Here is a 13,775-nt window from a genome sequence, read left to right as displayed (position 1 = left end):
TCTCAGGACGGCGCCCAGGAAATGAGACGTCTCTGACGGCTGTCCTTGGGGTAAGGTGCGCCTCATGTTCGCGCACTCGACCCAGAACTGGTGGTGGACCGCTCATCCGGCGGCCCACTGACTGCGCGTACGAAAGACTTCGCGAAGGCCGCCCGAGGGGCGGCCTTCGGTGTGTCCGGGGTCCGTTCCTCCCAGTGAGAAGGAATACGGACCCATGCAGTTGCTCGACCTGCTGGACGATCCCCGCCCGTTCGCCCTGCTGCGCCGCCGCGCCCCGGGCCACGACGATGAGCTGATCGAGATCCTGATCGGCCCGGTCGCCACCTACGACCGTCTCGCCGACCTCCCCGACGAAGGCCTGGCGCTGGTCCCCTTCCGGCAGATCCGTGAGCGCGGCTTCGACGTCCGCGACGACGGCACACCCCTGGCGGTCCTCACCCCCGAGGAGTCGTACGGCATCCCGCTCGCCGAGGCCCTGGAACAGCTCCCGTCGCACGAGGTGCGCGTCGAGGGCGGTGGCTTCGACGTGGCCGACGAGGAGTACGCGGAGATCGTCGGGCGGGTGCTGCGGGAGGAGATCGGGCGGGGCGAGGGCGCGAACTTCGTGATCCGGCGGACGTACGAGGGCGGGATCCCGGGGTTCGGGAGGGCCGACGCGCTGGCCCTGTTCCGGCGGCTGCTCGAGGGCGAGCGGGGTGCCTACTGGACGTTCGTCGTGCACACCGGGGAGCGGACGCTGGTCGGGGCGAGCCCCGAGGTGCACGTCCGGATGTCCGGCGGGACCGTCGTCATGAACCCGATCAGCGGGACGTACCGCTACCCGGCCGAGGGGCCCACCCCCGAGCACCTCCTCGGCTTCCTCGCCGACGGCAAGGAGATCGAGGAGCTGTCGATGGTCGTCGACGAGGAGCTCAAGATGATGTGCACCGTCGGCGACATGGGCGGGGTCGTCGTCGGGCCCCGGCTGAAGGAGATGGCCCACCTCGCGCACACCGAGTACGAGCTGCGCGGGAAGTCCTCGCTGGATGTGCGGGAGGTGCTGAAGGAGACCATGTTCGCGGCGACGGTCACCGGGTCGCCCGTGCAGAACGCCTGCCGGGTCATCGAGCGGCACGAGGTCGGCGGGCGCGGGTACTACGCGGGTGCGCTGGCCCTCATCGGCCGGGACTCCGGCGGGGCGCAGACCCTCGACTCCCCCATCCTCATCCGCACCGCCGACATCTCCGGCGACGGGCGGCTCCGGGTTCCGGTCGGCGCGACGCTCGTGCGGGGCTCGGACCCGGCGGGCGAGGTCGCGGAGACCCATGCGAAGGCGGCGGGTGTGCTGGCGGCCCTGGGCGTACGTCCGTCCCGTCCACGGGACGAGCACGCGCGCGTACAGCTCGCCGACGATCCACGCGTGCGTGCCGCGCTCGACGGGCGCCGGGCCTCCCTCGCGCCGTTCTGGCTGCGGATGCAGGAGCGGTCCGCTTCCCTGGAGGGCCATGCCCTGGTCGTAGACGGCGAGGACACCTTCACGGCGATGCTGGCGCACGTGCTGCGCTCCAGCGGCCTGGAGGTGACCGTGCGGCGCTACGACGAGCCCGGGCTGCGGGAGGCGGTGCTCGGGCACGAGGGGCCCCTCGTGCTGGGCCCCGGCCCCGGTGATCCGTCCGATCCGGCCGACCCCAAGATGCGGCTGCTGCGCGGCCTCACGGCCGAGGTCATCGCCGGCCACCGGCACGGCGTGCTCGGGGTCTGCCTGGGCCATGAGCTGATCGCCGCCGAGCTGGGGCTGGACATCGTGCGCAAGGAAGTGCCGTACCAGGGAGCGCAGACGACGATCGACCTGTTCGGGCGGCCGGAGACGGTCGGCTTCTACAACAGCTTCGTGGCCCGCTGCGACGACGAGGCGCACGCGGAGCTGGCCGAGCACGGCGTCGAGATCAGCCGGGCGGACAACGGGGAGGTGCATGCGGTACGGGGTCCGGGCTTCGCCGGCGTGCAGTTCCACCCGGAGTCGGTCCTCACCCTGAACGGCGCCGCCGTCGTACGCGAACTGGTCGCTCAGCTGCGCGGCACCAGCACGTTCTCGGAGCGGCGGCCCTCCTTGTAGTCGAGGACGTTCTTCAGGGTGGCCTCGACGATCTGGCCCACGGCGTCCTCGGTGTAGTAGGCCTGGTGGGAGGTGACCAGGACGTTCGGGAAGGTGACCAGGCGGGCCAGGGTGTCGTCCTCGATGGCCTGGAGGGACTTGTCGAGGAAGAACAGGCCGGCCTCCGCCTCGTAGACGTCGAGCCCGACTCCGGTGAAGCGGCCCTCGCGCAGTTCGGCGACGAGGGCCGCGGTGTCGATGAGGCCGCCGCGGCTGGAGTTGACCAGGATCGCGTCGTCCTTCATCGCCTTCAGGGCGTCGGCGTCGATCAGCCGACTGGTCTCCGGCATCAGCGGGACATGCAGGCTGACCAGGTCGGACTCGGCGAGCAGGCGCTCCTTGGGGACGTAACGCATGCCCAGTTGCATACACGCGGGGGTCTCGGCGACGTCCCAGCCGAGCAGGTTCATGCCGAAGCCGTGGGCGATGCGGGCGAAGGCCTCGCCGATCTTGCCGGTGCCGAGGACACCGGCGGTGCGGCCGTGCATGTCGCGGCCCATCAGGCCGTCGAGGCGGAAGTCGAAGTCACGCGTGCGCGTGGAGGCCCGCACGATACGGCGGTTGACGGCCATGGCGAGGGCCCAGGCGAACTCGGCCACGGAGTACGGCGAGTAGGACGAGACCCGGGCGACGGTCATGGCGAGGCGCTCGGCGACCTTGAGGTCGATGTTGTTGAAGCCGGTGGAGCGCTGGGCGACCATCTGGGTCCCGCCGGCCGCGAGGGTCTGCAGGACGTGGTTGCCGAGGTCGCAGTTGACGCTGGTGCAGACGACCTCGTAGCCGGCCGCGATGGGGGCGGTGTCCTCGTTCAGGAAGACGTCCAGGCAGCGGACCTCGTGGTGGCCCCGGAAGGCCGCCTCGATCAGGGGCTTCTCGTCCGCCTGCACGCCGAAGGCGAGAATCTCCAAGGCTGCTCCCGTTTCCTAGGGGTATGGGCCGAATATACGACCCATACCCCCCAGGTGCCGTCAGCCGAAGAAGACCCCGACCTCGTCGTACAGCTTCGGGTCCACCGTCTTCAGCTTGGCCGTGGCGTCCGCGATCGGGACGCGGACGATGTCCGTGCCGCGCAGCGCGACCATCTTGCCGAAGTCGCCGTCGCGGACCGCCTCGATGGCGTGCAGCCCGAAGCGGGTGGCCAGCCAGCGGTCGAAGGCGCTCGGCGTGCCGCCGCGCTGGATGTGCCCGAGCACCGTCGTACGGGCCTCCTTGCCGGTGCGCCGCTCGATCTCCTTGGCCAGCCATTCGCCGACCCCGGACAGCCGGACGTGCCCGAAGGAGTCCATCGACTCGTCCTTGAGCACCATGTCGCCGTCCTTGGGCATGGCACCCTCGGCGACGACCACGATCGGGGCGTACGACGCCTTGAAGCGGGAGGTGATCCAGGCGCAGACCTTGTCGACGTCGAAGCGCTGCTCGGGGATGAGGATGACGTTGGCGCCGCCTGCGAGCCCGGAGTGGATGGCGATCCAGCCGGCGTGACGGCCCATCACCTCGCAGACCAGGACGCGCATATGGGACTCGGCGGTGGTGTGCAGCCGGTCGATGGCCTCGGTCGCGATGCCGACGGCGGTGTCGAAGCCGAAGGTGTAGTCGGTGGCGGACAGGTCGTTGTCGATGGTCTTGGGCACCCCCACACAGGGCACGCCGTACTCGTCGGACAGCCGGGTGGCGACGCCGAGGGTGTCCTCGCCGCCGATGACGATGAGCGCCTCGACCTCCTGCTTGGTGAGGTTCTCCTTGATGCGCCGGATGCCGTCCTCCTGCTTGAGGGGGTTGGTGCGCGAGGAGCCGAGGATGGTGCCGCCGCGGGGCAGGATGCCGCGCACGGCGGGGATGTCGAGACGGATGGTGTCGTTCTCGAGCGGACCTCGCCAGCCGTCCCGGAAGCCGACGAAGTCATAGCCGTACTCCTGCACGCCCTTGCGGACGACGGCCCGGATGACGGCGTTGAGACCGGGGCAGTCGCCGCCTCCGGTCAGTACTCCGACCCGCATGGAAAAATCCCTTCGCCGCGGTTGCCTGGTGAGGCCACGCTAATGGTGAGCCAGGTCACAGCGGGATGGGTCGGAACGGCAATTCCGGTGAATGGCCGGGTGGCCGGTTTACGCGCCGTCAAGCCGGCGCGGCCGGATCACTCGTCGTCCAGGCCGCGCTCTATCGCGTACCTCACCAGCTCCACCCGGTTGTGCAGCTGGAGCTTGCCGAGGGTGTTCTGGACGTGGTTCTGCACCGTGCGGTGCGAGATGACCAGGCGTTCGGCGATCTGCTTGTAGCTCAGGCCCTTGGCGACGAGCCGTAGTACCTCGGTCTCGCGGTCGGTCAGCTGCGGGGCCCTGGGCTCGTCCGGGGCGGTGGAGGGCGCGGGGTCGGAGGCGAGGCGGCGGTACTCGCCGAGGACCAGACCGGCCAGGCCCGGCGTGAACACCGGGTCGCCGACGGCGGTACGTCGGACGGCGTCCAGCAGTTCCTCGGTCGACGCCGACTTCAGGAGGTAGCCGGTCGCGCCCGACTTCACCGCTTCCAGTACGTCTGCGTGCTCGCCGCTCGCCGACAGCACCAGGACGCGCAGGGCGGGGTTGTGCCCGACGAGTTCCTTGCAGACCTGGACACCGGGCTTGGCGGGCAGGTTGAGGTCGAGGACGAGGACATCGGGGGCGGCGGCCTTGGCACGGCGTACCGCCTGGTCGCCGTCGCCCGCGGTGGCGACCACGTCGAAGCCGGACTCGGCCAGGTCCCGGGCGACGGCATCGCGCCACATGGGATGGTCGTCGACCACCATGACCCTGATCGGGTCCTGCCGCTCGCTCATCGAAGCCCCGCCTTCGCCGTCTTCGGTACCTTCAGTTCCACTTCGGTGCCCTGCCCCGGCACCGAGATCAGCTCGGCGCTGCCGCCGAGGTCCCGCAGCCGCCCGCGGATCGACAGGGCGACACCGAGCCGGCCCTCGCCCTCGGCCTGGGCGAGCCGGCCCTCGGCGATGCCGGGTCCGTCGTCCCGGACGGTGACGATCACCTCGTCGGGCTCGTCCTCGACGAGGATCCACGCGCGCGCGTGCTCGCCCGCGTGCTTGCGGACATTGTCCAGGGCGGCCCCGACGGCCGCGGACAGCTCCCGCGCGGCGACCGGCGCCAGCGAAACGGGCGCGCCCGGCTCGGCCAGGCTCACCTTCGCACCGGCATAGGGCGCGAGCAGCGCGCGGATGTCGACGGAGCCCCCGGTGTCGTCCGGCTCGTCCACGGCCCGTACGACGGCCCCCTCGGCGGCGTCCTCCGACACCCGCGACACGGGCACCAGGCCGCCGGAGACCAGCGTGCGCAGCGCGACCTCCTGCTCGCCGGCCATCCGGCCCAGCTCGGCCGCCTCGCCGCCGATGACGGCGCCGCGCCGCTGCACCATGGCCAGCACCTGGAGCACACCGTCATGGATGTCCCGGGCGAGCCGCTCGCGCTCCCGGGTCGCCGCCTCGATCTCCAGGGCCCGGGCGAGGGTGCGCTCGGAGGCGCGGGCGACCTCGACGACGTAGCCGATGGCGATGGAGGCGATCCAGACCAGCAGCACCATGTGGACGGTGTCGCGGGTCGGTACGCCGGAGCGGTGGATCAGATTGGCGGCGGCGACCAGCGTCGAGGCGAACGCGGCCCAGCGCCAGCCGCCCTTGATGGCGAACGCCAGCACGGCGCCCGCCGTCCATATCGACGGCAGGGTCGGGGCACCGGCCTCGATCCGCGCGGGCGACTCCGCGAGGCGGGTGAGCAGGATGCCGGCCAGGGCGATGGTGAGGTCCGCGGTGAGGAAGCGCTTGGTGCAGCTCGCGGCATTGGCGACACGGGGCAGGGTGGCCAGCGTCCACACGGCCAGGACGGAGAGGAAGGTGATGGACACCCAGGGGTGGGCGACCTCGTCGTATGCGCTGATGAAGAGCCCGATGGCGTACACCATGGTCAGCACCCGGTAGCCGGCCAGCGCGCGCCACAGCGGCTGCTCGACGGACATCCTCATGACCCGCTCACGCTTGGCCATGCCCCCACCCCCCACTCGTCCTACGTCGTCTTCTTCGCCTGGTCCTTCTTCTCGGCCTTCGCCGCCTCCGCGATCTGCCGCTTGGCGGCGGTCGCGTACATGTCGACGTACTCCTGGCCGGAGAGCTTCATGATCTCGTACATGACCTCGTCGGTCACCGCGCGCAGCACGAAGCGGTCGTGCTCCATGCCCTGGTACCGGCTGAAGTCCAGGGGGCTGCCGATGCGGATGCCGGGCCGCATCAGCTTGGGCATGACCTTGCCCGGCGGCTGGATCTTCTCGGTGTCGATCATGGCGACGGGGATGACCGGGGCCCCGGTGGCGAGCGCCACGCGTGCGAGGCCGCCGGGCTTGCCCCGGTAGAGCCTGCCGTCGGGCGAGCGCGTGCCCTCGGGGTAGATGCCGAACAACTCGCCGCGCTCCAGGACGTCGATGCCGCTCTTGACGGCGGCCTCACCCGCGCCGCGCCCCCCGGAGCGGTCCACCGGCAGCTGGCCGACGCCCTTGAAGAAGGCGGCCGTCAACCGGCCCTTGACGCCGGGGGTGGTGAAGTACTCGGCCTTCGCGATGAAGGTCACCTTGCGGTCGAGGACCGCGGGCAGGAAGAACGAGTCGGAGAAGGAGAGGTGGTTGCTCGCCAGGATGGCGGGGCCCTCGGCGGGAATGTTCTCCAGACCCTCCACCCAGGGCCGGAAGGCGACCTTCAACGGTCCCCCGATGGCCACCTTCATCGTGCCGTACAACAACCGAGTGCCTCCTGTATGTGTCGATCAGACCTTAACCCGGGGCACCGTCAATGAGCCCGACGGCCCTGGTCGGTGTCAGTGCGGTCGCGTACGGTGAAGCACACCTGGACTCATTGCTGTCGTCCGTGTCGTCGCGCCCGTCCGTGCCGTCCCTCTCACGAACAGGAGACCGTAAGGTGCCGGTCCTTCCTGGAGCCGAGCCGTACCGCCACGAGGGCGGAGAGGTCGGGGTCCTCTTCTGCCACGGCTTCACCGGTTCCCCTCAGTCGCTGCGCCCCTGGGCGGAGCATCTCGCCGCGCGGGGGCTCACCGTCTCGCTGCCGCTGCTGCCGGGGCACGGCACCCGCTGGGAGGACCTGGCGCTCACCGGCTGGCAGGACTGGTACGCCGAGGTGGACCGGGCCCTGCGCGAGCTGCGCGACCGCTGTGCGCGGGTCTTCGTGGCCGGCCTCTCCATGGGCGGCGCCCTGGCCCTGCGGCTCGCCGCGAAGCACGGGGACGGCGTGGCCGGCGTCCTGGTCGTGAACCCGGCGAACAAGGTGCACGGCCTGGCCGCGCACACCCTTCCGGTCTCCCGCCACTTCGTCCGTACGGCGCCGGGGATCGTCAGCGACATCGCGAAGCCGAGCGCCGTGGAGTTCGGGTACGCCCGGGTACCGCTGCACGCGGCGCACTCCCTGCGGAACTTCTTCCGGCTGGTCGACGGCGAGTTGCCGCAGGTCACCCAGCCGCTGCTGCTGGTGCGCAGCAGGCAGGACCACACCGTTCCGGCGGTGGATTCGGCCCGGATCCTGAGCCGGGTGTCGTCCACGGACGTAACGGAGATCGTGCTGGAACAGAGCTATCACGTGGCGACGTTGGACCATGACGCGGACCGGATCTTCGAGGAGAGCCTCGGATTCATCGGCCGGGTCGCGACCGACGTCGGCAAGGAAGGGACGACCACACGTGGCTGAGCACGACTCCGACCGCGAGAAGCGCGAGGACAGCGAGCCCGAGGAGCAGCACGTCCCGTTCGACGAGGACGCGGCCTGGGCCGCGATCGTCGCCGGGTACGGCGACGAGCCCAAGGATCCGCCGGGGTCCAAACCGTTCAAGTCCATCGAAGACCTGGCGCTGCCGGAAACCGCCGTGAACGGCGGGACGGACGACGAGCCGAAGGCCGAGAAGGTCGAGAAGGCCGAGCCTTCGGAGGAGCCCGAGGAGGACAGACCCGCCAAGCCGCTGGGCAGCTCCATCGCCTTCGCGCCCGGCGTCGGCCCCCGCGACTACAGCGTGGCCGAGCCGGCCGAGGAGGACTTCGACGCCGACGACGAGGGTCACTTCGTCCCGCCGGAGCCGCCTCCGCTGCCCGCCGCCGACGCCACCGCGAAGTTCGCCTGGCTCGCGGTGATCGGCGGGCCGGTCCTGCTGCTGCTCGCCGTGCTGCTCAGCTGGGACATGACGTGGTGGCTGGCCACGCTCGGCATCGGCGGGTTCCTGGGCGGGTTCACCACGCTGGTGATGCGGATGAAGACCGACGACGAGGGTGATGACGACCCCGGGCGGGGTGCGGTCGTCTAGCACACCGGCACTTACGGGTTTTCTAGAGCGCCGGGATCTTGAGGGCGGCCAGGACCGGGAGATGGTCCGTGGCCGCCCTCAGGTCTGTCTCCTTCACACCGGGATGCCCCATCGGCACGCCGCAGCCGAGGACCTCGATGCCCTTGGTGGCGAAGATCGCGTCGATGCGCTGATAGGGGTCGCCCGGGGTCCAGGTGTTCTCGGTGCCCCAGGGGACGGTGGCCCGGCAGTCCTGGAGGCCGTCGGCCAGGCGGCGGAAGGTGCGGCCGTCGGGGCGGTCGTTGAGGTCACCGCCCGCGATGGCGTGTTCCACGCCCAGGCCCGCGAGGCGGTCGAGGAGCATGCCGCCCTGCTCGTAGCGCTCGTCGGCCCGGAGGCTGAGGTGAAAGCTGATGACGCCGAGGCGGGCGCCGCCGAAGCGGACCACTGCCGTGGCGAGACCGCGTCGGTGCAGGCCGGGGGTGAGCGGGAGGAGGACGTCCTCCGTGCGCTCCACGGTGGCCCTCAGATTGCACAGGATCGCCGGGCCCGTGGCTGTGGCGCCGCCGGTGAGGATGACGAGGTTCGCGGCGCGGGCCAGGCGGGCGAGTTTCTTGCGCCAGCGGAAGAAGCGGGGGGCTTCTTGGATGAGGACCAGGTCGGGATCGCAGGCGCTGATGACGCGGGCGAGGGCACCTGTGTCGTCGCGCATCGAGCGGATGTTGTAGCTCAGGACGCGGATGATGGCTGAACCGTCGGGGTCTGTGTGGGACTCAGGGAGCGGCGGCATGTCAGCGAATGTACGCCCAATGACTCGGGGCGCGAGGTGAGTGCGCGAGTGCCGGTTGTTCGTGGCTTGTCGCGCACTGCCCCGCGCCCCCAGGTGGGACCAGTAAAAGCCCCTTACATGATCGGGTCGGGCTCTCTCGCCAGGTCCGCCGCGCCCACCAACCCCGCCTCGTTGCCCAGTTGGGCGGCGATCACATCCGCCACCGGGCGCCAGTTGCCGCCGACCAGCCAGCGCTTGTAGGACTTGCGGATCGGGTCGAGGACAAGTTCGCCCTCGTCGGAGAGGCCGCCGCCGACGATGAAGGCGGAGGGGTCGAACAGGGAGGCCAGGTCGGCGAGGCCGGCGCCGGCCCAGCGGGCGAGCTCGCGGTAGGAGTCGACGGCGACCGGGTCGCCCTGGCGGGCGGCCATGGAGATGTGCTTGCCCTCGATGCCCTCGGGGCTGCCGTCGCCGAGGCCGAGCAGGATCTCGGCGTTCTCGGGGGTGGCGTTGGCGCGCTGCTTGGCGTAGCGCACGAGGGCACGGCCGGAGGCGTACTGCTCCCAGCAGCCCTGGCTGCCGCAGCCGCACAGCAGCCCGTCCGGGACCATCCGGATGTGGCCGAACTCGGCGGCGACGCCGTAGTGTCCGCGGCGCAGCTTGTTGCCGATGATGATGCCGCCGCCGAGGCCGGTGCCGAGGGTGATGCAGATGACGTTGCGGTGGCCCTTGCCGGCGCCGAACTTGTACTCGCCCCAGGCGGCCGCGTTGGCGTCGTTCTCCACGACGACGGGGAGGCCGACGCGGGCCTCGACCTTCTCCTTCAGCGGCTCGTTGCGCCAGTCGATGTTCGGCGCGAAGTAGACCTCCGAGCGCTGCCGGTTCACATAACCGGCCGCGCCGATGCCCACGCCGACGATCTCGTGCCCGGCCCGCGCTCCCTCGACGGCGGAGGCAATGGCGTCCACGATCCCGTCGGGCGTGCCCGGGGTCGGCACCTTGTGGGTCGAGAGGATGTTGCCTTCCTCGTCGACCACACCGGCCGCGATCTTGGTACCGCCGATGTCGACGCCGATGGTGAGTCCCATGAATCCCTCAGTTTCGGTCGAGCCCCGCTACGGCCAACCGTACCCGAGGCCCTGCCGCCGGGTTCCCGTCGTCCGCCCGGCGGACGGGCCCGAGGAGGGAGTCTCGCTCCGTCAGTCCAGATCGATGCGCTGGCCCGGGCCGGTGTCCTCGCCGGGGTCGCGCTTGTCGTCGTGGAGTTCGTCCACTTCCCGGGCGTCCTTCGTGCCGCCCGTCCAGCGCTGTTCCTGGTTCTGGACCGCGGAGCGGTACGCGGCGAGCAGTTCGTTGCCGGCCGCGGCGAGGTGGTCGAAGACGTCAGGGTTGCGGTCGATGACGGGCTCGACGGCGGCCTTGGCCTGATCCACGACCTGCTTGACCACCTGCTGGGCGGCGGGTCCGGCGACCGCGCCGAGCAGCGGGGACTGGAGGGTCGACAGCTTGTCCGCGACGGCGTCGACGAGCTTGCGCAGCTCCTCGGCGGCCGACCCCGGCTGCGGCCCGTACTGGGCGCGGCGGCGGGCCTTCTCCGCCGCGAGGTCCTCGGCGCACGCCGTCGACCAGGCGTCGGCGTCGCTCGCCCGTACCTCGTCGACGGCTTCCTGCTCGGTGCCCTCGGACGGGGGGAGCTCTTCGCTCATGACGGACTCCTGACTACGGTTCGTCCCTACGACGTTACCCGAACGGGCGTGCCTGCTTCACCGGGTCCGCGGCCAGAGATCCGGATCCGGCGCGAACCTGATCCGCAGCTCTCCGTCTCGCAGCGCGGCCCCGTCCACGGTGCACCGGCGCAGGGCGGACGGCAGCGGCACGATGCGCCGGAACTGCCCGGCGGTGACGACGAGTTCGTCGCCGCGCCGGATGAGGTCGAGTTCGTCGCGGGCGGCGCCGGGGAGGGGGAGGCACCAGACCAGGACGCCGTCTTCGGCCAGCCGGTCGGTGACGGGCCACTCGACGGTGGACGACGAGGCGTTGACGGCGGGCACGGCGAGCGCGGCGAGGTCGTCGGCGCCGCGGGGGTCGCGCCCGAGGTGGGGTACGGGACGGACGTCGTACGTCTCCCCCCATTCCTCCAGCGCCTTCCGCTGCTGGGCGACGGGGCCGGCGAGCCAGCTGCCGGCCTCGCGCTCGGGTAGCACCCTGTTGGCGATCAGGGCGTCTGGGCGCAGACCGCGCAGGGCGAGGGCGAGGGTGGCAGCGCGTACGGCGTCGGCGCCGGCCGGGCCGGGCTCGGCGACCAGCCGTACGACGGTGTCGCGGTCGGCGAGGACGGCCTCGACGGCGGCGAGCTCGACGTCCCAGCGGGCGGTGGTCTCGTACAGCCACTCCGCGGGCATCGGCACGCCGGCCAGCCGGCCGAGGACCGGGCGCAGGGCGCGGGCCGCCTGCCGCTCGGGCGGGAGGAGACGGCGCAGATAGCGGCGCAGTTCCTCGGGGAGGGAGAGCAGGGCGAGGGCGTGCGGGGTGGCGGGCAGGTCGACGATGAGGAGGTCGTGGGCCTCGGCGAGCGCGGCGTCGCGCAGCGCCCGCAGCAGTGCGAGTTCCTCGGCGCCGGGGAGGGGGGTGACCTCCTCGGGGTCGAGCCGTGCGGCGCCGAGGAGGTCGAGGGCGGTGGTGGCACGCTCCTGGAAGGCGGCGAGGTCGTCCCGGAACCCGGTGGCGGCGTCGGGGCGCCAGGCGGCGAGGTTCGGGGCGACGCGGGTGGGGGCGGCACCTGTCGGTACGCCGAGTGCCGCGCCGAGGGTGTCGGTGCGGTCGGCGCTGAGGACCAGGGTTCTGGTGCCGTCGGCTGCCGCCGCGAGCGCGGTCGCGGCGGCGACGGTGGTACGGCCGCTGCCGCCGGGGCCCGTGATCAGGAGGGTGCGCATGGGGGTGAACCGTAACGGACGCCGTGGTGGTGCCGTGTTGCGCGGTACCCCTGGGGGCGAGCCCCTACTTGCCCGACTCCACCCGCTTCTTCAACCCCGCCAGCGCCCGGTCGATGATGACCTTCTCCGCCTTGCGCTTGATCATCCCCAGCATCGGGATCTTGACGTCGACCGTCAGTTGGTACGTGACCTCGGTCGACCCGGCGCCCGCGGGCTTCAGGATGTACGAGCCGTCCAGCGACCGCAGCATCTGGGACTTCACCAGCGTCCAGGACACCTCGTTCTCGCCGGTCCAGGTGTACCCGAGGACCTGGTCGTCCTTGATCGCGCCCGCGTCCATGACGAGGCGGACCTGCTCGGCGCGGCCCTGGGCGTCCGTCGCCAGCACCTCCGCCTCCTTCACCTCGCCGGTCCAGTCCGGATAGCGGGCGAAGTCGGCGATCACCCCCATCACATCGGCCGGTGCCGCCTCGATCGTGATGCTCGAGCTGGTGTGTTCCGCCATCGCCGTGGCTCCTCCAGATGCGGGCCGGTAGGGATTTGTGCTGCGCACGCGTGTGCAGCGTGAAGGCTACCGCGCACCCGACCAGCGGAGTTCACCCCCACCTGCGCCGTCCCGATTTCACTCACCATTCCAGCGCCCATGGCGTGCCCGACCCCGCGAAGTGCCCCACGTTCACGCACTCCGTGGCCCCGATCCGCATCCGCCGCACCAGCGGTTGATGGACATGGCCGAAAAGGGAATAGCGGGGCTTTGTGCGCCGTATCGCCGCGAGGAGTGCCTTGCTGCCCCGCTCGAAGCGCCGCGCCACGGTGTCGTAGACCAACTCCGGAACCTCCGGCGGGATGTGGGTGCACAGCACATCCACCTCCCCCACGGCCTCGATCTTCGCCGCGTACTCCTCGTCGCTGATCTCGTACGGCGTGCGCATCGGCGTGCGCAGGCCGCCACCGACGAAGCCGAAGACCCAGCCGCCGATCTCCACCCGCTCACCGTCCAGCACCGTCGTGCCCGGTCCGGCGTACTCCGGCCACAGAGGCGGCATGTCGACATTGCCGTAGGTGGCGTACGTCGGTGTCGGGAAGGCCGCGAACATCTCGGCGTACTGCTTGCGGACCGCCTTCTCGATGACCACCCACCGGTCCGAGCCGACTCCGGCCCACAGCCGGGCCCCGAACTCGCGCGCCTCCTCGAAGCGCCGGGCGGTGCGCAGCTCCACGATGCGGTCGGCGTTCTCCACGCCGAACAGGTCGGGGAAGATGCCGCGGGAGTGGTCGGCGTAGTCCAGGAAGAGCACGAGGTCGCCCAGGCAGATCAGGGCGTCCGCGCCGTCACCGGCCCTGGCCAGGTCGCGGGCGTTGCCGTGCACATCGCTGACCACATGGACGCGTGTCCTGCGGTTTCCCGTCGGTGTCGGTGCCATGGCGATCAAGGGTAGGCGTGTGCGGCATACGTGAACAGTGGCGGGCGAACCCATGGTTACTGGCCAGTCGTCAGACCGCTCGACTACTCTGCGCGCAGAGACACCAATCCGTGTGACGCAGCGAACATCTCGCCGGGACCCCCTGTCGAAGAAGCCATACCGGCGGGTAACGTCCGGTCGGTCCAGTCGTGCTCTGGATTTCAA

The 13,775-nt window shown here is 71.1% G+C and carries 15 protein-coding genes; 4 read left to right on the top strand and 11 right to left on the bottom strand.

All coding sequences use genetic code 11. The annotated features are described in order from the left end of the window. The first annotated feature begins 64 nt into the window (after positions 1-64). A complete protein-coding gene (locus IE325_RS47040; RefSeq protein ID WP_071528813.1) occupies positions 65-121 on the top strand; it encodes a trp operon leader peptide in 57 nt (18 codons plus the stop codon). A gap of 93 nt (positions 122-214) precedes the next feature. Next, complete coding sequence (locus tag IE325_RS15205; RefSeq protein ID WP_190070429.1) at positions 215-2,095, top strand: anthranilate synthase family protein; 1,881 nt, start codon at positions 215-217, stop codon at positions 2,093-2,095. Here the strand turns inward: IE325_RS15205 and IE325_RS15200 are convergent. The 5 genes from IE325_RS15200 to IE325_RS15180 all read right to left on the bottom strand — a co-directional run bounded on the left by IE325_RS15200 (position 2,047) and on the right by IE325_RS15180 (position 6,900). Continuing rightward, positions 2,047-3,042, bottom strand: a complete 996-nt coding sequence (locus tag IE325_RS15200) for a 2-hydroxyacid dehydrogenase (protein ID WP_190070428.1) — start codon at positions 3,040-3,042, stop codon at positions 2,047-2,049. The two genes, IE325_RS15205 and IE325_RS15200, sit on opposite strands and share 49 nt — an antisense overlap. A gap of 60 nt (positions 3,043-3,102) precedes the next feature. Beyond that, positions 3,103-4,131 carry a 6-phosphofructokinase gene (locus IE325_RS15195; protein ID WP_190070427.1) on the bottom strand — a complete coding sequence of 343 codons (1,029 nt, stop codon included), beginning with the start codon at positions 4,129-4,131 and terminating at the stop codon, positions 3,103-3,105. Between the two features lie 137 nt (positions 4,132-4,268). Further along, entirely contained in the window at positions 4,269-4,946 is a 678-nt protein-coding gene (locus IE325_RS15190; protein ID WP_190070426.1) for a response regulator, read from the bottom strand. Beyond that, entirely contained in the window at positions 4,943-6,157 is a 1,215-nt protein-coding gene (macS, locus tag IE325_RS15185; RefSeq protein WP_190070425.1) for a MacS family sensor histidine kinase, read from the bottom strand. The genes IE325_RS15190 and macS overlap by 4 nt, the downstream gene beginning before the upstream one ends. Before the next feature lie 20 nt (positions 6,158-6,177). Next, entirely contained in the window at positions 6,178-6,900 is a 723-nt protein-coding gene (locus IE325_RS15180; RefSeq protein WP_190070424.1) for a lysophospholipid acyltransferase family protein, read from the bottom strand. A 179-nt stretch (positions 6,901-7,079) separates the two neighbouring features. Between IE325_RS15180 and IE325_RS15175 the strand changes: the two genes are divergently transcribed. Further along, positions 7,080-7,859: an alpha/beta hydrolase gene (locus IE325_RS15175; protein ID WP_190070423.1), complete on the top strand. Its 780-nt coding sequence runs from the start codon at positions 7,080-7,082 to the stop codon at positions 7,857-7,859. Then, on the top strand, positions 7,852-8,466 hold the full coding sequence (locus tag IE325_RS15170; protein WP_190070422.1) for a hypothetical protein: 615 nt from the start codon (positions 7,852-7,854) through the stop codon (positions 8,464-8,466). Before IE325_RS15175 ends, IE325_RS15170 begins: the two co-directional genes overlap by 8 nt. A 22-nt stretch (positions 8,467-8,488) precedes the next feature. Here the strand turns inward: IE325_RS15170 and IE325_RS15165 are convergent, their stop codons facing one another. The 6 genes from IE325_RS15165 to IE325_RS15140 all read right to left on the bottom strand — a co-directional run bounded on the left by IE325_RS15165 (position 8,489) and on the right by IE325_RS15140 (position 13,571). Then, positions 8,489-9,235, bottom strand: a complete 747-nt coding sequence (locus tag IE325_RS15165) for an endonuclease/exonuclease/phosphatase family protein (RefSeq protein ID WP_190070421.1) — start codon at positions 9,233-9,235, stop codon at positions 8,489-8,491. A gap of 113 nt (positions 9,236-9,348) precedes the next feature. Next, positions 9,349-10,302, bottom strand: coding sequence for an ROK family glucokinase (locus IE325_RS15160; RefSeq protein ID WP_190070420.1), 954 nt, complete (start codon positions 10,300-10,302; stop codon positions 9,349-9,351). 111 nt (positions 10,303-10,413) lie between these two features. Further along, positions 10,414-10,920 carry a DUF5304 domain-containing protein gene (locus IE325_RS15155; protein WP_190070419.1) on the bottom strand — a complete coding sequence of 169 codons (507 nt, stop codon included), beginning with the start codon at positions 10,918-10,920 and terminating at the stop codon, positions 10,414-10,416. Positions 10,921-10,977: 57 nt separating this feature from the next. Beyond that, positions 10,978-12,147, bottom strand: coding sequence for an ArsA family ATPase (locus IE325_RS15150; RefSeq protein ID WP_190070418.1), 1,170 nt, complete (start codon positions 12,145-12,147; stop codon positions 10,978-10,980). A gap of 64 nt (positions 12,148-12,211) precedes the next feature. After that, positions 12,212-12,652, bottom strand: coding sequence for an SRPBCC family protein (locus IE325_RS15145; protein WP_190070417.1), 441 nt, complete (start codon positions 12,650-12,652; stop codon positions 12,212-12,214). 121 nt (positions 12,653-12,773) lie between these two features. Beyond that, positions 12,774-13,571, bottom strand: a complete 798-nt coding sequence (locus IE325_RS15140) for a metallophosphoesterase family protein (protein ID WP_190070416.1) — start codon at positions 13,569-13,571, stop codon at positions 12,774-12,776. Positions 13,572-13,775 lie beyond the last annotated feature (204 nt).

The sequence above is a fragment of the Streptomyces lanatus genome, from assembly GCF_014655715.1.
Taxonomy (GTDB): domain Bacteria; phylum Actinomycetota; class Actinomycetes; order Streptomycetales; family Streptomycetaceae; genus Streptomyces; species Streptomyces lanatus.
This window is presented reverse-complemented; position numbering and strand designations above follow the sequence as displayed.

Bases quoted from the DNA above. Each gene is read 5' to 3' on its own strand.
- IE325_RS15190 (WP_190070426.1), bottom strand. From the start codon at position 4,946: ATGAGCGAGCGGCAGGACCCGATCAGGGTCATGGTGGTCGACGACCAT.
- IE325_RS15145 (WP_190070417.1), bottom strand. From the start codon at position 12,652: ATGGCGGAACACACCAGCTCGAGCATCACGATCGAGGCGGCACCGGCC.
- IE325_RS15195 (WP_190070427.1), bottom strand. From the start codon at position 4,131: ATGCGGGTCGGAGTACTGACCGGAGGCGGCGACTGCCCCGGTCTCAAC.
- IE325_RS15165 (WP_190070421.1), bottom strand. From the start codon at position 9,235: ATGCCGCCGCTCCCTGAGTCCCACACAGACCCCGACGGTTCAGCCATC.
- IE325_RS15160 (WP_190070420.1), bottom strand. From the start codon at position 10,302: ATGGGACTCACCATCGGCGTCGACATCGGCGGTACCAAGATCGCGGCC.
- IE325_RS15140 (WP_190070416.1), bottom strand. From the start codon at position 13,571: ATGGCACCGACACCGACGGGAAACCGCAGGACACGCGTCCATGTGGTC.
- macS (WP_190070425.1), bottom strand. From the start codon at position 6,157: ATGGCCAAGCGTGAGCGGGTCATGAGGATGTCCGTCGAGCAGCCGCTG.
- IE325_RS15205 (WP_190070429.1), top strand. From the start codon at position 215: ATGCAGTTGCTCGACCTGCTGGACGATCCCCGCCCGTTCGCCCTGCTG.
- IE325_RS15155 (WP_190070419.1), bottom strand. From the start codon at position 10,920: ATGAGCGAAGAGCTCCCCCCGTCCGAGGGCACCGAGCAGGAAGCCGTC.
- IE325_RS15150 (WP_190070418.1), bottom strand. From the start codon at position 12,147: ATGCGCACCCTCCTGATCACGGGCCCCGGCGGCAGCGGCCGTACCACC.